Source organism: Verruconatronum alginivorum, from assembly GCF_056590205.1.
This window is the reverse complement of sequence record NZ_JBWPVQ010000001.1, coordinates 3,866,703-3,887,165: the sequence shown is the minus strand read 5'-3', so window position 1 is coordinate 3,887,165 and position 20,463 is coordinate 3,866,703. Positions and strand designations below refer to the sequence as shown.

The 20,463-nt window shown below is 58.5% G+C and carries 15 protein-coding genes; 5 read left to right on the top strand and 10 right to left on the bottom strand.

The annotated features are described in order from the left end of the window. On the top strand, positions 1-2,160 hold the full coding sequence (locus ACWUI2_RS13920) for an immunoglobulin domain-containing protein (protein WP_486983458.1): 2,160 nt from the start codon (positions 1-3) through the stop codon (positions 2,158-2,160). Between the two features lie 228 nt (positions 2,161-2,388). After that, the gene (locus ACWUI2_RS13915; protein WP_486983457.1) at positions 2,389-2,910 is read left to right on the top strand and encodes a hypothetical protein; all 522 of its coding nucleotides are present in this window, start codon (positions 2,389-2,391) and stop codon (positions 2,908-2,910) included. 45 nt (positions 2,911-2,955) lie between these two features. Here the strand turns inward: ACWUI2_RS13915 and kdsB are convergent, their stop codons facing one another. Further along, positions 2,956-3,738 (bottom strand): 3-deoxy-manno-octulosonate cytidylyltransferase, encoded by a 783-nt coding sequence (gene kdsB, locus ACWUI2_RS13910; protein ID WP_486983456.1) that lies wholly within the window; start codon positions 3,736-3,738, stop codon positions 2,956-2,958. 152 nt (positions 3,739-3,890) lie between these two features. Between kdsB and ACWUI2_RS13905 the strand changes: the two genes are divergently transcribed. Further along, positions 3,891-4,100 (top strand): hypothetical protein, encoded by a 210-nt coding sequence (locus ACWUI2_RS13905; protein WP_486983455.1) that lies wholly within the window; start codon positions 3,891-3,893, stop codon positions 4,098-4,100. 1,157 nt (positions 4,101-5,257) lie between these two features. Here the strand turns inward: ACWUI2_RS13905 and ACWUI2_RS13900 are convergent. Together ACWUI2_RS13900 and ACWUI2_RS13895 are read right to left on the bottom strand one after the other, a co-directional pair. After that, complete coding sequence (locus tag ACWUI2_RS13900; RefSeq protein WP_486983454.1) at positions 5,258-6,685, bottom strand: hypothetical protein; 1,428 nt, start codon at positions 6,683-6,685, stop codon at positions 5,258-5,260. Positions 6,686-7,023: 338 nt separating this feature from the next. Further along, entirely contained in the window at positions 7,024-7,662 is a 639-nt protein-coding gene (locus ACWUI2_RS13895) for an SGNH/GDSL hydrolase family protein (RefSeq protein ID WP_486983453.1), read from the bottom strand. A gap of 84 nt (positions 7,663-7,746) precedes the next feature. On the opposite strand from ACWUI2_RS13895, the gene ACWUI2_RS13890 reads away from it, so the two are divergent. Both ACWUI2_RS13890 and ACWUI2_RS13885 read left to right on the top strand, forming a co-directional pair. After that, positions 7,747-9,801, top strand: a complete 2,055-nt coding sequence (locus ACWUI2_RS13890) for an ATP-dependent DNA helicase (RefSeq protein WP_486983452.1) — start codon at positions 7,747-7,749, stop codon at positions 9,799-9,801. Between the two features lie 151 nt (positions 9,802-9,952). Then, complete coding sequence (locus ACWUI2_RS13885; RefSeq protein WP_486983451.1) at positions 9,953-10,672, top strand: hypothetical protein; 720 nt, start codon at positions 9,953-9,955, stop codon at positions 10,670-10,672. Between the two features lie 151 nt (positions 10,673-10,823). On the opposite strand, the gene ACWUI2_RS13880 is transcribed toward ACWUI2_RS13885, so the two are convergent. From ACWUI2_RS13880 to dinD, 7 genes are all read right to left on the bottom strand, one after another. Next, entirely contained in the window at positions 10,824-11,018 is a 195-nt protein-coding gene (locus tag ACWUI2_RS13880; protein ID WP_486983450.1) for a hypothetical protein, read from the bottom strand. Positions 11,019-11,252: 234 nt separating this feature from the next. Further along, positions 11,253-12,005, bottom strand: a complete 753-nt coding sequence (locus ACWUI2_RS13875; RefSeq protein ID WP_486983449.1) for an REP-associated tyrosine transposase — start codon at positions 12,003-12,005, stop codon at positions 11,253-11,255. Positions 12,006-12,060: 55 nt separating this feature from the next. Next, complete coding sequence (locus tag ACWUI2_RS13870; protein ID WP_486983448.1) at positions 12,061-13,755, bottom strand: type I restriction-modification system subunit M; 1,695 nt, start codon at positions 13,753-13,755, stop codon at positions 12,061-12,063. Positions 13,756-13,791: 36 nt separating this feature from the next. Further along, positions 13,792-14,961 (bottom strand): RNA-binding domain-containing protein, encoded by a 1,170-nt coding sequence (locus ACWUI2_RS13865; protein WP_486983447.1) that lies wholly within the window; start codon positions 14,959-14,961, stop codon positions 13,792-13,794. Beyond that, positions 14,943-17,588, bottom strand: coding sequence for a TrlF family AAA-like ATPase (locus ACWUI2_RS13860; protein WP_486983446.1), 2,646 nt, complete (start codon positions 17,586-17,588; stop codon positions 14,943-14,945). The genes ACWUI2_RS13865 and ACWUI2_RS13860 overlap by 19 nt, the downstream gene beginning before the upstream one ends. Before the next feature lie 31 nt (positions 17,589-17,619). Then, positions 17,620-19,005 carry a restriction endonuclease subunit S gene (locus tag ACWUI2_RS13855; RefSeq protein ID WP_486983445.1) on the bottom strand — a complete coding sequence of 462 codons (1,386 nt, stop codon included), beginning with the start codon at positions 19,003-19,005 and terminating at the stop codon, positions 17,620-17,622. Positions 19,006-19,616: 611 nt separating this feature from the next. After that, complete coding sequence (dinD, locus tag ACWUI2_RS13850; protein WP_486983444.1) at positions 19,617-20,462, bottom strand: DNA damage-inducible protein D; 846 nt, start codon at positions 20,460-20,462, stop codon at positions 19,617-19,619. Between the last annotated feature and the right edge of the window lies 1 nt (position 20,463).

Genomic DNA, 20,463 nt, shown 5'->3' with positions numbered 1-20,463 from the left:
ATGAAAAAATACCTAACCTATCTCGCGATCGCCGCGGCCTTGCTCCCGTTCCGAGCGTCGGGCCTCGACCAGGATCCCGCCCTCACCGGGGCCCGCGCCCACCTCCACGCCCAGGAATTGATTCAGGCGCGCGACGCCTTCGCCGCCGTCGTCGCCAATGATCCCGGCAACGAAAAAGCCCAGGCGATGCTCGCCATCACCCGGTTCGTAGCCTTATCCGCCGACCCGCGGACAAATCAATTGCTCGACTTCTGGCAAGTCGACTCCGGCGGGCGAGATATCTACAACTGGGAAGCCGACATCATCGAGGGAGCGGAGTTGCCGCCGGCGGGTGCCACCAGCGGACAGCTGCAGCAATTCGTAACCGACGTGATCCTCCAGGAACTTATGGTTACCCAAATGCACCTGGCCCAAATTAACAGCGCGAACTTCACCCTCCGTCTCGTCCCGGAGGATTTCGGACAAACTCCGAACCCATATGGCAACGGCGATTCCGTCGTCGTCGACCGGGCCGATATCCTGGTCCTCCGCGCCGCCCTGAAGGCGGTCGAAGCCGCCCTCCGGCTCGGTATCGCCAGCAACGATCTCAACGTATCCGCCGACGCCATACAAGCCTTGGTGGACACCGAACTGCTGACCCTTGCCCGGCTGCTGGAAGACAACGCTTCGCTCCTCTCCCTAGCCGACGGCCAACAACGGGTTCAGGCCGGCACCGCGCTCACGGAAGCGATCCAACTCTTCAACGCCGCCTCTCCCCTCCTTCGCCAAAGCGGGCGCGACGACCGCCTCTTCGTCCTTGAGGCGGAAGACTGGGAAGCCGAAGAGGAATTCCGGGAAATCCTCGGCAGGATCGAGGAAGCGATGGAAAACCCGATCGACCTCGACGAAAATGAAGGCGAATCTTTTCACGTTTACCTCGCACCGCTCTTCGCCGATAACGCCGTCGACGTCCGTGCCTTGCTGCCCAATTTCGTCGACGATAAGGCAGTGGAGGGGACTCTCCCCGATCCGACTTTCGCCGGAGTGCTGCCCGACTTGACCGCCGCCGCCGTGGAGGAAAGCCTTTGGCGTATCGAAATGTTGCTGACGCTTCGTCCCAACCTCCTGGCCCACCCCCGCGATATCGTGGTCAATCCGGGCGAATCCGCTACCTTCGAAATCGAAGCCGAAGCCGCCCTCCCTCTCTCCTACCAATGGACCGAGAACGGTCAGATCATTCCCGGGGCGAACGAGTCGACCTTGACGCTCGAAAATGTGGATACATCCAAAGCCGGATTATACGCGGTCAATCTCTGGACGACCGCCGGCCTGGAAATCAGCCGTCCCGCCCGTCTCCTGGTCGCGGTCCCGCTCGGCGAAGCTTTGGACGCACCGGAATTGGATTGGGTTAACGGCGGCCACGGATGGGTCGGCCAAACGTTGGACTCCCTGGACGGCGTCGACGCCGCCGAAACCCGACCGGTCGATGGATACGCTCCCGGCTACCTCGACACAACCGTCCAAGGCCCCGGATCGATCAGCTTCTACTGGAAAGTCGACCGGGATTTCGGATGGGGCGGCGGATTCGGCTTCTGGATAAATGGCATCTGGCATGCCGGCCTGCAAAACCACCAGGGCGCTTCGACCACGGGTTGGCAGCACCAATCTTTCCATCTCCCCGAAGGTCTCCACCATCTCCGCTGGAACTATGACATGGGCGAAGGAAGCCGGGGTTGGGTCGATCAGGTTGTCTTCACCGGCGACATCCCACCTCCGGGCGGGTTTCACACCTGGGCTGAGGTTCTACCGGCCGGACAACGCGGTCTTGAGGACGATCCCGGCGGATTCGGTGTGCCCAATCTGTTGCGCTACGCCTTCGCCCTGGATCCCCTTCAACCGGACCGCAGCGGACTGCCGACGGTCGGGCGGACCGTTGAGTTGTTCCATGGCACTCCGATGCACCGCCTCACGCTCACCTATACCCGGCGGAAAGGCGATCCGGATCTCCAATTCCGACCCGAAGCGGCAGACACCCTTGGATTCTGGTACACGATCTATCCACACGAGACCATCATCGACAATGGCGATACCGAAACCGTCATCGTCCACGACGTCCAGTGGATGAATTACCAATCCAGCCGTTTCCTTCGCCTCCGGGTTCTCAACGAACCGGGTTTCTGATCGTCGGCAGTGGGGCGAGCACGCCGGCACGCCGCCCCACCGGGTCCGCCCAGCGCGGCCCCGATATCACGGCCGGGAGGCGACGCGGACCATCTCGCTCCGGAAAGTCCGCGGCGCCAAAAAACCAAAAACGGGTGGCGGACAAAACAGTTGCGCTCCGGTCAATCTGAAATATAAATTGGTCCGATAGACTTGCCTCGTCAGTCCCTTCGGTCGGCGAGCTTTCCCATGCGCCGACTCCTTCTCACATCGATTCTCTTGGTTTTCCTCACTTCCTGCCGCGAAATGGTGGAGAAGGAAGCAGACGAGCAACTCGCCATCGCCGAGCAGGCTCTTCACGAAGGGAATTGGAAGGAGGCGGACAAAGCTTTCCACGAAGCTATTCTGCTCGATCCCGACCGGACCGAAGCCTGGGTCGGACGGGGGATGGCCCTGACCCGATTGGACGGCACCGATGAAGCCCGCTTTCACTACCAGGAAGCCTTACTCATTTATGACAAACGACTTCGTGATGATCCGCTCGACCTCCACCTGATTCGACGGAAAATCATGCTCCTCGTCCTGCTCGACCGTCAGGATGAAGCCCTGGAACTGGCCCGCGAAACCGCGGAAAACCACCCCCATCCAGCCGCCGAGGAGTTGCCCGCCCTAGTCGGACGCCTGACGCAGGAATTCGACGAAATGATTCTGCCGCCCGCGAAAGTCTCCCGCGAGGATTATCCATATCCTTACGCGGACGAGGCACCCTGACCGATCCCGCGGCAAGATCCCGGTCACCCGACGGGTTTAGCTCGCTTACGAATCCGCGTCCTTCACCCCGTCCCGGGCGCCCGCCGCTACCAAATGGGCCTCGTAGACGTCGGCGTCCTCCGGCGCGTCAATCCCGATGGTCGGCTCTTCGCTCAAACCAACCCGAATGGTATAACCGTTCTCCAACGCGCGGAGTTGTTCCAGCTTTTCGATCCGTTCCAGATCACCCGGGGGTAAATGGGTGAACTCTTTCAGAAAATCCTTGGTATACGCATACAATCCGAGATGCCGGTAGACGTGATGGTCGACGAACCAATCTTCCGACAATTCCTTACCGGCGTCCCGGGGATACGGAATCGGAGCCCGCGAGAAATACAAGGCCCGGTCGTTTCGATCCAACACCACCTTCACCTGATTCGGATTAAAGAAATCCTCTTGCCGCGCAAACGGAGTCGCCAGCGTCGCCATGTCGCAATCGCCGGAAATCAACCGACCCAACTCCAGGATCTGCTTCCGGGTGATCAACGGCTCGTCTCCCTGGACATTGATCACGTAATCCGCCCCGACGTTCAAGTTGGCCTCGGCCAACCGATCGGACCCGCTCTGGTGGGTGGTGGCGGTCATCACCGCGGAAAACCCGTTGGTTTCGAGCATGTCGTAAAGGACCCGGTCATCCACCGCGAAAATCAGCGGATATTCGGGACACTGCGAACGAATTCGCTCGGCGACATGCAGCAACAACGGTTTGTTGCGAACCTCGTGCAGCAGCTTGCGCGGGAAACGGGTCGATTCCAGACGGGCGGGGACAATGATCACGGTATCAGCCATAAACCATCACCCTATGCGGTGCTTCGGAGGATTTCAATATCGATGCCACTCGAATCCACCAGATTCGAAGGAACCGATTTCACTTTTCATTGTTCCTCTTGAAGTGCATAATTGAAAACTCCGTCGCCTTCAACATCCTTAAACGCTTCCCTATGATGAAAACCGCCGCCCGACCGCTTGCCCCAACCCCGGAACCCACGGTTCCCGCCCCCACCACTCCCGCCGCCATCCCGGCGACGAAGCCGCCCTCCGACTCCGCGAACCAATCCCGCCTCCGCGACAGCCGGCGATACAACCTTTTCCTGATCCTTTCCCTCGCGACTCTTTTTGTCGTCGTGATCGCCGGGTTGGTGCTCCTGTAGCCTCCGGCTTTATTTATTTAAACCCCGTCCGAAAAGGGTTGGCGTTCACCGGATCGGCTCCGCCCCCCCACCACTCTTGCGAGCGGTCCCCCTCTCTCAAGAGCAAAAATCCGGGCTGCGTCCGGTGAATAATATGGAATGAAACTTGGTTTCCGAGGCGGAGCCTCTTTGGAGTGCTCCGCGTCCTCGCGGAGCTTTGGTGCGCGCGGAAGAGCTCCGGTCGTCGAATGGCTGCCGGGCGCGCAACTGTCAGCTGACCATTCGAAAGCTCCGCGGGGACGCGGAGCACTCCAAAGCGCTTCGCGCGAAAACCGGATCGCCCGGCGCCCCGCATGCACAGTGAAGTTCCATACGAGCAAAAATCCGGGCTGCGCCCGGGGGAACGACATAGAATGAAACTTGGTTTTGAGGCGGAGCCTCTTTGGAGTGCTCCGCGTCCTCGCGGAGCTTTGGTGCGCGCGGAAGAGCTCCGGGCGTCGAATGGCTGCCGGGCGCGCGGCTATCGCTGACCGTTCGAAAGCGGTGCGGGGACGCACCGCACTCCAAAGCGCTTCGCGCGAAAACCGGATCGCCCGGCGCCCCGTATGCACAGTGAAGTTCCATACGAGCAACAATCCGGGCTGCGCCCGGGGGAACGACATAGAATGAAACTTGGTTTTGAGGCGGAGCCTCTTTGGAGTGCTCCGCGTCCTCGCGGAGCTTTGGTGCGCGCGGAAGAGCTCCGGTCGTCGAATGGCTGCCGGGCGCGCAACTGTCAGCTGACCGTTCGAAAGCGGTGCGGGGACGCACCGCACTCCAAAGCGCTTCGCGCGAAAACCGGATCGCCCGGCGCCCCGCATGCACAGTGAAGTTCCATACGAGCAAAAATCCGGGCTGCGCCCGGGGGAACGACATAGAATGAAACTTGGTTTTGAGGCGGAGCCTCTTTGGAGTGCTCCGCGTCCTCGCGGAGCTTTGGTGCGCGCGGAAGAGCTCCGGGCGTCGAATGGCTGCCGGGCGCGCGGCTATCGCTGACCGTTCGAAAGCGGTGCGGGGACGCACCGCACTCCAAAGCGCTTCGCGCGAAAACATGATCGCCCGGCAACCCGTATGCACAGTGAAGTTCCATACGAGGGGACCTGTTTGTGAGCAATTCCCCTCTCCTTTTCGGATACCCTCTATTTGGCGAAGACGGACTCCGGAATGCCTTCCTCCAGCTTGACCGGACTTTCCTCGGGCAACTCCCGGAGAAAGCGATCGACCTTCGCGATGTCGACCGGCGGCGGCAACGGGTAACGGGAGCGGATCTTCTTCTTGATCGAATCCCGGAAATGAGGGAGAACCGCGAAATCGCGCGGATAAGCATCGGTGTCGACCCCGACAAACTCTCCTCGCCGCTCGGCCATATCCAGGACCGTCCTCCATTGGTCGATCGTGGCCAATCCGACCGAATCAACGCCATGGGAGAAGAGGGTCATGAAAATCTCCTCGAACGGTTCGCGGCTTTCCAAATACTTCCGGATCGCCGCCAACGACGGTTCCTTGTTGAAGAACATCCAATAAGGGACCGATCCCGTCCGCGCCGTCCAATACGGCTCCAACAACACGAACGACTCCACCAGCAAGCGATTGCCGACGATCCCCCGCTCGCGATTCAATTCCCGGTGAAAATCGGCCACCACCGGACTGAAATCCTCCGGCATCTCGAAGGATATCGTCTTCACCCGGTAACCGTGCCGGTTGGCGAATCGCCGGATGTCGTCCGCCAATGGCGCGTCGAAACCCCACTCGGCCTCCGGCCGTTCATTATCGGCTTGCGGCGGATCCCAATTCTCGACTTCCGAGTCGTATCGCTTTAAATACCGGCGAACCCGATTGCTTCCGTGCATAAACTCATCGATCTCCGCCCCACCCAACGCGCCAAACTGAAAATGATGCCGCTCCTGCACGGTAATCGTCGGCCACCGCAACGTGCAATTGACCACATAAAGGGTTCCCCCCGGCTCCACATTGCGCAGCAGAAATTGCTCGTAAGCCTTCCCGAGCCGCCGCCGTTTCACCCGGAAATAACACATCCGTTGAACCATCAGACGGTCCTGATTCGGATCGTGCATATGGTGAAGCTCCACATCGGGATTCGCTTCCAAAAAGGCGCGCGCCGGCTCCACCCCCCACTCGATATCTTCCTCAGGTTTGTCCGCGTGCGGCCCCGACCGCCGGACCGGGACCAACACCGTCTGCGGCAACCACGGAATCCCCATCGCCGAACACAAATGGACGTTGGCGCCATTCGAAGACCCGATCATCGCCGCGGGATACTTCCGCTCCGGATATTGACTCACCGCCCACTCGGCGATCGTGTCCATATTCACCTCGGAAATTTTCGAAGCCGGGACCGCCTCATTCCAGCCGCTCCAGATGTAAACCTGTTCGCGCAGCGCGCGCGGCATGGCGTTGACGAGACTCCCCACCCCCCGCATCGGCGCGATCATTGGCCGAGGAATCACCCCCAGCGCCGGAAAGTCCTCCCGCCGCAGATAAGCCCCAATCGCCCGAAGCATGCCGGACGCCGAATCAAAATTCGCGATCGATCGTTCCGCATTCATACCGCTCCCCCTCCCTTCCTCGCTGAAAGATTGAACGGAATATGGAGATTCGCTGGTTTTGTGTCGTGCATCGCTTCCCTCCGCAGCTAAAACGATGCCAATCTCCCCCCAAAGGAGCCCGGACATTCCTGTCCGGGTATTCGGGAGCATCGGGTTTTCCCTCGACGACAGGGCATCCTTCCCGCAGTGCAGCGTCTCCCCGGTGGGAGTCCCGACTTTAGCCGCATTTTGAGTCGTAGGGACCGCCTAAAGGCGGGACTCCAACTTTCGCCCAGATAAAACCGCCGCCATCTCCAGACCTTGCAACCCCGCACTCCTCGACCGTGCAATCCGCAAGATCAACCCCGACCGCCGTCCAACCGCCGCCAAAGCTCCTCCGCCATCGCCAAATGTCCGAACGACTCCGGATGGACGCGGTCGGCGGCAATCGCCATCGGATGCTGATGCTCCAGGAAACGGTCGAACACCGCCTGCATGTCCACGTATTCGCACCCCGCCTCACCGGCCAAATCCGCCACCGCTCCATTATAGTCCTCACACATCCGCCGCATTGGCTCCTCCCGGTTCGGTTCCACGAAAAAGGCACCGCACAAGACGATCCGCCCGATCCCCGCCGCCCGACTCCGGGCGACCAGATCCCGGTAAGTCTCCCGAAACTCCGCCAACGGCACATGGAACTCCGCCCGCTCCGCCGCGACGAACCCCCGCCAAATATCATTGATCCCGATCATCACTGACAACAGGTCCGGCTGCTCCGCGAGAACCCCCGTATCCCACCGGGCCGCAAGATCGCGGATGGTGTTGCCACTGATCCCGTGATTGACGAACTTCAGTTTCAGATCCGGACGCCGGACCAAGAACAGCGACCGCAGGAACGCGACGTAACCTTGACCGAATGGCGGGAATTGACCCGTCCGTCCGCAATCCGTAATGCTGTCACCGATAAACACCAGTTTCGCTCCCGTTTCCAGATTCATTCGAATGGTTTCAATTCAAACGACTTCCGATAGCAAAACCTTTCCCGCCGCCGCCGGGAGTTTGTTTCCTTGGCCTCCCCTCCCATGATCGGATTCGAAGACGAACTCCGGGCCCCCGCCTCACCGCCCGCCCTGCTCCCCCGGGTCGCCCAGATCTTCGCCCCGGGCGGCCAACTCCAGCACGCCCTCCAACTGGAGCATCGCCCCCAACAGGAGAAAATGGCCCGCGCCGTGGCCGGAGCCTTCGCCAAAAATGCTTCGATCCTGTTCGAAGCCGGCACCGGCGTCGGCAAGAGCCTCGCCTACCTCCTCCCCGGCCTGATCCAATCGGTGGAACAGGAGCGCCCTTTCCTCGTCTCCACCGCCACCATCGCCCTCCAGGAACAGATCCTCCAAAACGACCTCCAAATCTGCCGCCGACTCTTCCAATCGCACCCCGACCTGACCCGCTTCGCCGATTTCAAGGCGGTGTTGCTCCTCGGCAAATCGAACTACCTCTGCCCGACCCGTCTCAGCCAAGCGGTCGCCACCAAAGCCGACCTGTTTCCCGGCCCCGACCAAGACGAACTCCAGCGGATCATCGAATGGTCCTACCGCACCCAGTCCGGCCTCCGCCAGGAACTCAGCCCTTCCCCCACCCCGACCGTCTGGGAATGGGTCAACGCCGACTCCTCCGCCTGCAACCGCCGCACTTGCTCCCCCAAAACCTGTTTTTACCAAAAGGCCCGCGCCGCCGTCCAGGAGGCCAACTTGATCGTCCTCAACCACAGCCTCCTCTTCGCCTTGATCAACGCCGGGATGTCGGAGGCGTTCCGTCCCCCCGGGATTCTGTTTCCCAAAGACTTCCTCGTGCTCGACGAGGCCCACACCGTTCCCGCCATCGCCACCGACCACTTCGGCGCCCGGATCAGTTCCTACGGTCTCGACCGATTGCTCAAATCCCTCTTCAACCCGAGGACCAGCCGCGGCTTTTTCTACCGCTACGGCCAACCGAAACATTGCCGCGCGGTTGAAGAGGCGATCGAAGCCGCCGACGAGTTTTTCGGGTTCATCCGGGAACTCCTCCTGGACCAACGCTCGATCGTCCGGATCCGCCAATCCGACTGGTGCGAACCGTCCCTCGCCGGTCCGCTCCGCAAAGTGATCGACGTCGCCGCCGAACTGGCCGACCTCCTCGAAGACGGACCCGCCCGCAACGAGATGCTCGATCAGAAAAACCGGCTGATGACCTACAACACCGGCATCTCCGAAATGATCGCCCTCAAGGAGGAGGACCATGTCCATTGGCTGGAGCGAAGCGGACAAAAAGGACAAATCGTCACCCTCCGGACCGCACCGCTCGATGTCGCCCCCTACCTCCGCGAAGCGTTGTTTCAACGCAAAACCTCGGTCGTCCTCGCCAGCGCCACCCTCGCCCTCAACCGCGACATGGCCATCTTCCAAAAACAAGCCGGCGCCACCGACATCCCCTCCGCCATCGAAGATTCTCCGTTCGACTACGAACGAAACGTCCGGGTCTTCGTCGCCCGCGACGTCCCGCTCCCGACCCGGGAAAAAGCCCGCCTCTCGATCGACGCGCTCGCCGACTACATCCTGTTCTGCGTCGAAAAAGTCCGCGGCGGCACCTTGGCGCTCTTCACCAGTTACTCCGACATGCGGAAGGTCGCGGAACTGACCGAAGAAGCTTTCGTCCGGGCCGGACGCACCCTCTTCATTCAAGGCCGCGACTACGGCCGCTCCGAAGCGACCCGCCGTTTCAAGGAGGAAGGAAACGCCGTTCTCTTCGGCACCGACAGTTTCTGGACCGGAGTCGACGTGCAAGGCCCGGCCCTATCGCAAGTGATCATCACCCGCCTTCCGTTCGAAAACCCGACCCATCCGGTGGCCGAAGCCAAATGCGAATGGATCCGCGAAAACGGCGGCAATCCATTCGCCGAATACACCCTGCCGGCCTCGCTGATCCAGTTCCGCCAAGGAATCGGCCGGTTAATCCGCAGCAAATCCGACCGCGGCGTAATCACCATCCTCGACTCCCGGGTCCTCCTGAAACAATACGGCCGCCTCTTCCTCTCCTGCCTCCCGGTCACCGACTACCGCGTCCTCACCCGCGAAACCCGCCTCGAACGCTTCCGCCGCTAAGCCATCTTTTCCCGATTGAACACCGCGCGCTGGCAATAGACTGGGGTGGGTTTTGCTTGTTTGCTGGGGTCTATGCCCTGTTTAGAGGAATTTCGGTTGATTTTGTGAATGGTCGGGTCATTGACGATGAGTCCCTATCAGGAACTATTATATGAATCGAAAATATCTTTATAACCCCGCTCTCGGGATCCTCGCCTCGGCCATGCTTGCGGTTCCCGTCAGCGCCAGCGAAACGGTAATTTACGACAGCAATACGGTCGCGAATCTCCACGAAGGGTTCGTAAATCCTAACCAGTATTTTGGGAATTTGATCTCGCTCGGAGCTCCCGCAACCATCTCCTCGATCACTGTGACCCCGGTGCACGTTTCTTCAGTGACCGGTACTCTTACGGTCAGTTTCTTCAGCCTTGATCCGGGGGCTGACGGCATATTTCAGACGGGCGACGATTTGGTCGGCAGCTTCCTCGGCGGTTTCAGTCCGACGGCGGTCACCCTCCAATCTAATGCCCCGGTCACTCTCAGCGGTCCCGGCGTTGAGGTCCCCGCCAACTTTATCTGGGTTATTCATAATCAGGGAACCTCCGCTTCCTGGAGAGCGATCAACGCAGCCGGTTACCAGAATGCCTCTCTTGTAGGAGCCAATCCCGACATTGGCTGGTGGAACAGCGCCGCCCCGACGGAAGGATCTCAAATGCGATTCCTGACCCATGAGGGGCTGCATAATCGGAACTCCGATTTCGCGGTCCGCCTCGAAGGGGTAATTCCGGAACCCTCGACCTATGCCTTCATCGGCGGGCTGTTCGCTCTCATTGGCGCGGTAGCGGTCCGTCGGCGGAAAGCAAAGCGCCCGTCAGCGCCGTATTCAGTTTGACCTGAACGCGAAAAAATCGGCCGCGGCATCGCCGCGGCCGGACGTCAAAAAAAACCTGTGGGTAGACGTCTTTTGCGTCTCACACGAAAGGAGTCCGGACATGGCTTCGCCACCATCCCCGCTTCGCTGAGCGGAGAAGAGTCCGGAAGAGTCACACCAGGATGTCGTCAGGTACCCTCTCGACGCCGTTGGGTCGCACCTTGACGAGGTTGATCCACTCCCTGATGACGTTGGTCGACGCCTTGACGACGTTGGTCGACGCCTTGACGACGTTGGTCGACTCCTTGATGAGCTTGGTCCACACCTTGATGAGCTGGGTCCACATCTCGATGGCGTCGGGTAACACCTTTATGCCGTTGGGCGACTCCTCGACGGCGTTGGGTTACCCCGTGATGGCGTCAGGGTACTTCCTGCCGACGCACGGGAAAAGCCCCAATAAAGGCCCGCCAGATTCATCCCTTCAAGAGCCAGTGCAGAAAAAAACATCGCAATGCTCGGCGTGCCACTTTTTCCGGCATTCTGAGAAACAACAACAATGGCCTGAGCACTTTTGCTTACCAGTTTTATTGCCCGACTGGAATTATTGAGTCGCCTGGTTTTTCCTGGGAGCGCCGGCGTCCCCGCCGGCCTGTGGATAAGAGCCGACGAGGACGTCGGCGTTCCCGGGGAAAGCGCTGGACCACGGCCAATCTTCGGGAGTGGCGCAAAGCCCGGCACTTACCGGGTTTTGATGAATGTAGGCGATGGTCTTCCGGTAGTGATTTTCGTCGCGCATGAAGCGATCCCAATAGTCCCGCATCCACAAGCGATCGGGTTCCGGAATGCGGAGAGACAGGGCCTCATTTTGTCTTAAGATCCAGCGGGCGGTGAATGATTTCCAGCCCTGCACAATGGTTGCGAGATCCTCCAGAGGCTCGACCAAAACGTGGACGTGGTTGGGCATGACGCACCAGGCGTGCAGGACGTAGCGATTCCCATGGAAGTTCAGCCATGAATCCTGTACATAACGGGCTACCTCGGGATGAGCGAGGGCACAGCAACCAATGCCGGAATCAAGCCAGGCTTCGATACGTTTCCTCCGTTCGACTTCCCGTTTATTCTCCGCAAGGTCAGCCAGTTCGACTTCGAGCGATTTGAGTTTGGCCTGCGGAAGACTGTCCGCGAGGCGGTAGGTGATGGATTGGAAAACACCCCAGGCATTCCGGTGGGGAAGATATCCTCGGGAATACCATTCTTTAGACCCGGGAGCGCCGACGTCCCCGTCGGCATTAAAACACGAGTCGGCATGAGAGGAAGGACCGACGGGGACGTCGGCGTTCCCAGGGGCGCTCATGCCTCCTCCTCCGGAACTGGGAAAAGCTGCCGCATCAGGCCTTTCTTGTGGTCCTTCAGGGCTTCGAGCTTTTGGGTTTGCGCCGCGATGAAGTCGTCGAGGATTCCTTGACAGCTGAAATCTCCAGTTTCGCCATGGTTGGCAAAAGCGGCAATCCCAGCTCCTTCAGAAACGCGTTATGCTTCTCGGTCGCCTCCTGAATTCGTTGCTCGATTTCGACCAACTCTCCGTGGGTGGCCGCAAGGTCGATTTCTTCCTCCGCGACAGCGGTGCTGATGTAGCGGGAGATGTTTAGATTGAAATCATTTTTCTCGATCTCATCCATTTCCACCCGCCGGGAATAACGCTTCTCCTCTTTTCGGAACTGGTAGGTGTCGATGATCCGGGCGATGTGCTCCGCCGTCAGCTGGTTCTGGCGCTTGCCTTTCACGAAGTGCTCGGCGGCGTTGATGAAGAGCACGTCGTCGGGCTTCTTGCACTTCTTAAGCACGAGGATGCAAACGGGGATGCCCGTGGAGTAGAATAGGTTCGGAGGTAGGCCAATGACGGTGTCGATGTGGCCGTCCTTGAGCAGCTTGGTGCGGATGCGTTCCTCGGCGCCGCCCCGGAAGAGTACACCGTGGGGCAGGATGATGGCCATCACGCCTTCGTCTTTCAGGTAGTGGAAGCCGTGGAGGAGGAAGGCGAAGTCGGCGGCGGACTTGGGGGCCAGGCCGTGATTCTTGAAGCGAACGTCCTCGCCCAGGGCAGCGGTCGGTTCCCAGCGGTAGCTGAAAGGCGGATTGGCCACGACGGCGTCGAAGCTCGGTGTCTTCGCCGGGTTTAGCTCGCGCAGCATGTCCCACTCGTTGAGGAGGGTGTCGCCGTGGTAGATTTCGAACTCCGTGTCCTTCACCCTGTGCAGCAGCATGTTCATGCGGGCCAGGTTGTAGGTGGTGATGTTCTTTTCCTGTCCGTAGATTTTGCCGATGGTGCCCCCGGCTTCTTCGATGTGCTTGCGGACATTGAGGAGAAGCGAGCCGGAGCCGCAGGCGAAATCGAGCACGCTGTCCAGCCGCTTCTTCGGTCCCTGGTCGGGGGATTGGCTATCGAGGGTGACGATTTCGGAGAGGATGTTCGAAATCTGTTGCGTCGTGTAAAACTCCCCCGCCTTCTTGCCGGACCCGGCGGCGAATTGGCCGATCAGGTATTCGTAGGCATCGCCCAGCGCGTCGATGTCCGTGGAGAACTCGTTGAGGCCCTCGGCGATCTTCTGGATGATGGTGCAGAGCTTGGCGTTGCGGTCGGCGTAGGTCTTGCCCAGCTTCTCGGAGCCGAGATTGATCTCGGAGAAGAGGCCCTGGAAGGTGCTTTGAAAGGACTCGGTCTCGATGTATTTGAAACCCGCCTGGAGCGTGTTCAGCAGCTCGGCATTCTGCGTGCGGGCCAGGTTGGCGATACTGTTCCAGAGGTGCTGCGGCTGGATGACATAATGCACCTTGCGGCGCATCTGCTTTTCGAACTCGGGGATGTCGTCCACGTTGTTGGCATACCAGAGCGCCAGCGGGACCTTGCGGGCGTCCCCGCCGACATCGGGGTAATCCCGCCCCAGCTCCTTCTTTGCCGCCGTCTCGTAGTTGTCCGAGAGGTAACGCAAAAAGAGGAAGGAGAGCATGTAGTCGCGGAAATCGTCCGCGTTCATCGCCCCGCGCAGTTGGTCGGCGATGGCCCAGAGGGTTTTGCCCAGTTGTTTCTGGTTGGATTCGGTCATGTGTTTGGAACAAGAGCGGATTTGGCCATTGTCAGACTATGCATGACTGAGCCCGATAGTAGCTACCACCTCCTCGCTCTCCACATCGTTGACCCAGGAAATCGACGGCCAAATCTTTAAAGCACGGACAATCCCGCTTCCGATGCCGCGAAAGTTTAAGAGATCGGGTGCGAACGAGGACAATAGAACGTTGCGGCTTCGACGAACGCCACGGCGAATTTGGTCGACCGTCAGACTGTTCGGCAGTTTCCCTGGGCTACGAATCTCTATGCGATCATCGAAGATGAACAGTTTTATGGAATCCTTAATGAAGTAGTCGCGATGAATCAACGCATTGACCAGCAGTTCCTCGAAAACCGTTTCCGGCACCTCAAGGCTTCCAGCCTGGTTAAAAGATCCCTCTCCCTGAATTCGCGAATTCCAACGCCTCAAGAAGCCCATGCCCTCCTCGAATTGATCGGGTAAAGCGCCTTCGATCTTCCGGCGGTCGTGCCATTCCGTTGATGCTCGTTCAGTGCCTTTAAACCACTCCGCATCGATCTTCATTTCCGGCAAAAGAATCGGAAGGCGTTTGCGGCTTCCGAACAGGAGCAGCCCAGCCACAGTCACGCGGCCGGAATCCATAAGTTCCAGGTTCTCCAGTGTCCGCTGGTAGGCTTCGCCCTCCTCGCTCCGAGAAGGTGGCGTTTCAGAATATTTCGATTCGTAGAATCTCGCGAAACGGTCGTGGTCAAAATCCTCCAAGGTCGAGGCTGCCACTACCTGGCTTTCCGCATAGAACTTTTCACCCGCTTGAAACAGTCGCGACAACTCCTCGGGGCTTTGGACGCGGCGTTTGTCCGGCCCGTTCTTCACCCAGTACACCCCTTTATTGTCGCAATACGGCTTGGAGGGTCCATCGGGAATCTCAATGACGACGACGATCCCGTCGCTCGTTGGGACCGATTTCGACAGAATGGAGAATGGTGGACGAACTGCGTCCCAAGCGATCTTTGCCATGTCCTCGCCGATTTTTTCCGCTTCGCTACCGCTCAAGCCGAGTATCGTGCCGTCCTTCTCCACGCCCACAAAAATGCGGCCGCCCCCGCTGTTGGCGAAGGCAACAATCTCGCCGGCCATCTTGGCATCGGCCGAGGGCTCCCGTTTGAACTGTCGGGTACTGTCTTCGCCCAGCAAAATCTGGTCCCTTAATTCGAACTCTTCCATAGTTGGTAAATCTCCCTTCTCCGCCTGAAGGCGTCTTCTCCGCCCTCCATCACTGTGACAATGCGCTTCTGGATTTCCTTGTTATCGATACTACCATGTTCAAAGGAGAATTTTTCTCCTTCCTTCCGGCAGACGATAGCCTGGTCCGCATCGCCCAGCACCGGAATATTCGGATTGTGGGTAGCGAAGATGAACTGTGTCAGTTCCTTCCGCTCCAGTAACTGACGTATAAAATGGCTGTAGAGCGTTTCGTTGTCCAGATCGTCCTCGGGCTGATCGACCAGGATGACCGGGTGGCGCTGCAGGTGCATCAGAATGTGCAAGATGACGGTGGCGCGCTGGCCGAGCGAATAGTCTCCCAGCGGCTTGTGTGCGCCTTCTGGATTCTGCTGGAAAACGATGACCGTTTCGTCGGGAGTACGGAAACTCAGAAAGTCCGCCAGATGCTCCAGCAACACCGCACGGACCTTCACCGCAGCATTCTCGCTTATGTGCTTCTCCAGATCCGCGCGGCTCTGATACAGTTCGCGCCCATCGATAAAGGCGTCTTCGATTGCTTCGTAAGAGGTTGCCTGCAAGCCGCAGCCCTTGCACTTGGAGCGGAGGAAATCCCCAAACGCACGGCGTTTGCCTTTGAAGGCTGTCTTAAGCCGAATCTCCGGTGGAAGTTCCGATTCGAGGCGGCGCACCTCAGCTTCCCGTTCCGTGAACCTATCCCGCCAGAAGTCATGCAGCTTGTTGACCGCCGCCCCGAGAAGGTCACGCGCAGCTTGCTCGGTCTTGGCGCGTTGGGCACCAGCCGCCAGCAGTTTCACCAACTGATCGAGCCGGGCCTTCTTCTTGCGGAACAGTTCCAAATCAAGCTGGGGCTCATTCAGGGTTTTTTGAAGTTCGGCTACCTCCTTTTTCATCTCTTCCTGTACTGGTGCCAGTTTCTGAAGAGCCTCGCCCACGGCAGTAAATGCTTCCCGCAAAGTTTGGAGTGCCGCTATCGCCCCCGCTTTGGCCGCATCGGATTTCGCCTTGGCGGAGATGAGATCGCTGGCGATTGACTCGCTTCGCTTGGATTTCAATGTTGGGAAAGCCGCATCGGCATCGTCCCAATCCGCTGATTCCTTGAGGTTCGTGCCCAGCGCCTTCAATGCCTGTTGCCACGCCACGATGGCTTGGCGATCACTATCGAAGAGGGTCATGTCGGCGAGCTTCTTGTCCACGCCCCTGTCCGTGAAGACCTGGAGCAGTGCATCCAGTTCGTTCTTTTCCTTCTGTAGAGCGGCGATCTTCTCGGTGGCCTCCAGCGTTTCTTTCAGTTGGCGTGATGCTTGCCGCACGCCCTCAATCAATGCGGCCTCCTCCTGTGGTCTCGGGTCGAGCCGATCCGCCAGCAGCTTGTCGAGAAAGCTCTCGTCGAAGGACTCCGACCGCGTCGAGAGGTCTTTCTGTCCGAAGTAGAGAATGTCTTTCAGGATCGAACCGGGCGATATGTCGCGAAACGTGCCATCCAGATAAACCGATGGCTGGCCGGTGCGTTCACGTTCCACGCGCACTTCCCGCCCGAAATCATCCACCGCATCCACCACGACCTTGCCCGCCGGAGAAAGCATCCGCTCCACAAGTCCGGACTTGTAGCGCTCGTCGGACACCTCCCGGAAGCCAAGGGCGTGACGAAGGCACTCGATCACCGCCGACTTGCCGTTCCCGCGCGGACCGATCAGGCAATTCAGCGAGGGAGAGAACGGCACGGCAAGCCCGTCCAAGGCACCACCATCAAAACGGACCTGACGCAGAAGCACGGCCTGACGAGGTTCGGGCATTGCGGATCGAACCCGATGCTCATGATCAAAGAGAGCAAACTTGACCGCCTCGAAAGACAGCTCTCCAAGCTTGAGATAGCAGGGCTTGCCCTTTCCGATCTCGTCGATGGCTTTCGGATCGCTGCCTTCGACCTCGGCAGGATAGCAGTGCTTTAGCCACTGCCGCACCAGCAAACGACACGGCCTGCCTTTTCCCGCGCCGTCGTGAGTGCGAACTTTTTGGAAGCCGAGCGTCCGTCGCCGGAAAAACTCGCTTGTTCCCACGTCTGAAAGGCGACCGCCATCGAGTTCGATCCATAGCCCACTAGACTGCTCCACGTGAGCAAAGATGAGAAAGAAGTCTTTATGGTAGCCTTCGAGCTTCTTTATCGTATCGAGAAGACTCAAGGAGGATCGCCCGTTTTCCTTTTCGTATTGCGCGGGGGTTTTACCCTCAAAGGCAATTGTTAGAAATGGATTGATGTGGTCCTGACCGTTTTCCAGCCAGGCATCGGAAAACACAATGAGTGTGTGAATTCCGTTCGCCCCATCGTTGACGGAAAGCTCCACGGCGGGCAAGAGTCCAATCTTCTTCTTTCGTGCGGTGGCCCGGAGAGATTTGAACTCCTCGAAGTCGAACTTGTTGTGGTTGGTAATAATTCCCAAACGGATGCCCGCCTTCTCAAGCGCCTCAACGTAGGAGCTGTTGTAGAAGCTTTCGTCTCCACTGTATCTGAACTCCTTGTCAGCCTTCGTGTGCAGATGAAAATCCACGCGCACCCATTCGGCCCCGCGGGAAAACTGTTTGTCATTCGTTGAAGTCATCTTGCTCATGGTAGGGTCAGGTTCCTGAAACATCCATCCTTCATTGCACCTCCGGGGACGGGAAAAGTTGCTGCATCAGCCCTTTCTTGTGGGTCTTGAGGACTTCGAGCTTTTGGGTTTGGGCTGTGATGAGGTCGTCGAGGGCAGTGAGGCAATCGGCGATGCGTTGTTGTTCGGCGGATTTCGGTACGGTTAGGACGATACTGCTCAGAAACTCTCTGGATAAATTATTGTTTTGGCCTTCGCCTCGCGCATTGATTTTTTCGTGGATCAATGGCTCAAGCAGCCGGAGCAGAGCACGTCCCGCCTTCTTCCTAGCAGTGACTTTTGCGGTTCGTTGATTGATGGTGGCTGGTCCACCGTCCCAGAAAAAGAAGTTGAATCCAGCGGCTCCGGTTAAGCTCAAGAGTAAATCGCCGTTATTAACGCTATACCTATCCAGCTTGTTCGCTCTGATGAATTCATCGGGAATATAAACTTTTCCCTCGTTGGCGTTCTTGTTGTTGATGTCGGTAATCCGGATGACTTGCGTCGCACCTTCTTGTGATTTCACGAAATCGGTTGATTTGAAGGCAAAGCCGTCTTGAAAGTGGACTAAATCATACAGCTTCTCTTCCGCCCAACCCCCAGCATTTTGGAATTCGGGGAAGCGGAGGCGGGGTCGGGTTTCGCCTTCGCGGGGGAAAAGCTGCTGCGTCAGCCCTTTTTTATGGGTCTTGAGCGCGTCCAGTTTCCGCGCTTGCGCGGCGATCAGCTCGTCCACTGAACTCAGGCACTCGGCGATTCTTTGTTGTTCGGGTGCGTCATGTGGAAGAGGCAAGCGAAGGTTCCGCATCCGATTGGCAGAAATACCGAGGACTTTCGCTCCCTGCGCTTCCTTCTGAATCTGAGTGCGAACGCATCCCGATTTGAAGAGATGTCCGCCAAAGCCCAAAGCGATTCGATCCGCTGACCGACGGGCGAGAATGGTGTGCAATCCTGAAACGACACGCTCTCCGTTGAGGCTCACAAGTTCGATGCTCTTGCCAATGTCTGCCATATCCTCGGAAGCATCCGCAAAGATCATGTCGCCCTCAGCGCACAGGTTCCCTTCGCGAACATTGTTTTCCTCGGATTCATTGATGAATGGAACACGCTCCCTCGTGATGTCGAAGTGAGTCGAGAACTTGGTGTGAATGTCACCGTAATGGATGTTCTTAATGGAGCCGACCACGTAGTTCAACTTGTCGCGAGAAAGTGAGGTATTGCCTTTAAATGAATACACTTCGTCCATCGGCACCGATGCCCAAGCTTTCGCTCCACGGAACTCCGGAAACCGTAACTTCGGCACCAGTGAGGTGGGAGCATCCTGCTCCCTTTGATGAGCCTTGGAGCTGGAAGTTCCGGCCACTTTCGTCTTACTGCTCACTTTCGTCTTACCGCTCATGCGCGCTGGGTCCGGAAATGGGTCGCCCCTTCAGGGCTGGGTGGTGTGGGGGCGGTTGTCCCAGGGCGTTGCCCTGGGCTGGGATGTTTCGCCCCGTTGGGGCTGGATTTCGAGATGCTGCGGCTCCAGCCGTGGGTAAGGGTTTCACGGAAGTAGAAATCGTGGGGGCGTGGTCTTTCACCCTCTGGATGAGGCGGATGATCTCGCCCGAGGGAAATTGTGAAACAGATTGTTTCGCAATTGGGTCGTTGGAGAACTCTCGGGTGAAGATCCTCATTGAGAGCAGGTTTCGTGGGGTAGGCCCACCCATTCCCGGGAATTCTGCCTGGAGATCGGTTGCGATGGTTTTAATTCCATCGAATTCGATGGAATTAGAATTTGGGCGGAACTCTAAACCTCTCGAATTCGAGACCTTTAAAAGTGGCGAATTCGCCGTAGTTGGAACCGTCGTCTTACTGCTCATACTCGGTGGGTCCGGAGATGTGTCGCCCCTTCAGGGCTTGTGAATGTGGGGGCGGTTGCCCCAGGGCGTTGCCCTGTCCAGGGTTTCACCCTTCGCTGGTATGCAGTCGCCCCGTTGGGGCTGGAGAGGATTTTGGTGGTTTCCTGACTCATGCCCCTTCCAATTTCTCCGGGTTTTTAAGCGCTTTCTTCTCGTCCGAGGTTAGTCGGCGCTCAACCTTCTTTACATCCTCGGCCGGGGTCAGGGTTTCAGGCCGGATGCCTCGGTTGAGGAGGGTGTGGCGCACAGCGGCGTTGTTGGTGACATGCTCCCGCGAGATCTGGGGTTCGCTGCGCATGTTGTGGGTGCGGGCGTTGTGGATGGTGATTTCTGTAGCGAAATCTTTCGCCTTGAGAATGATCGTCGGGGCGAAGTCGGCGAGCGGGCGGTTGTCGGGCACCCGCCACTGGGCCTTCATATCCTGGGTGCTTTTGCCGAAGAGAGCCTGGTCGCCTTTGCTGCGAATGAGGGCGAAGTTGTCGTTGCCGCCGGTCTGTTCGTAGATGACCTGCGAGAGTTCTTTTTCGGTATCGCTGAGTTTTTTTCGGGCGGAGAGACGCTCGCATTCGAGGAGGCGTTGCTCGATCAGCTCGGCGCGGCGGGTTTGAACGGCGAAATAAGTTTGGGCAAAGGCGATCTCCTGCTTCCTGGGATCCCCGTTTTGAGCGATCAGGTAGCAGGCGTAGCGGGTGAGCATCACGTCGTCGATTTCCCGATGAGTTCCCGAGCCGATTTCAACCATTTTGTTGACGTCAACAAAATGGTCTACCACGCGGTGCCCGGAAACGTCGCAGGCAGTCTTGGCTTTGGTGACGATCTTGAGAAAGTTCCGCCACTCGGTGTAGCCGAGGAGAAACTGAAGATCGCGTGCGAGCCAGAACTCCACGCCGTTCTCTGTCCGCTGGGCGTGGCCTTCGAAGGTCTCGGTCATCATCTGAATCTGGTTGGATTCCATA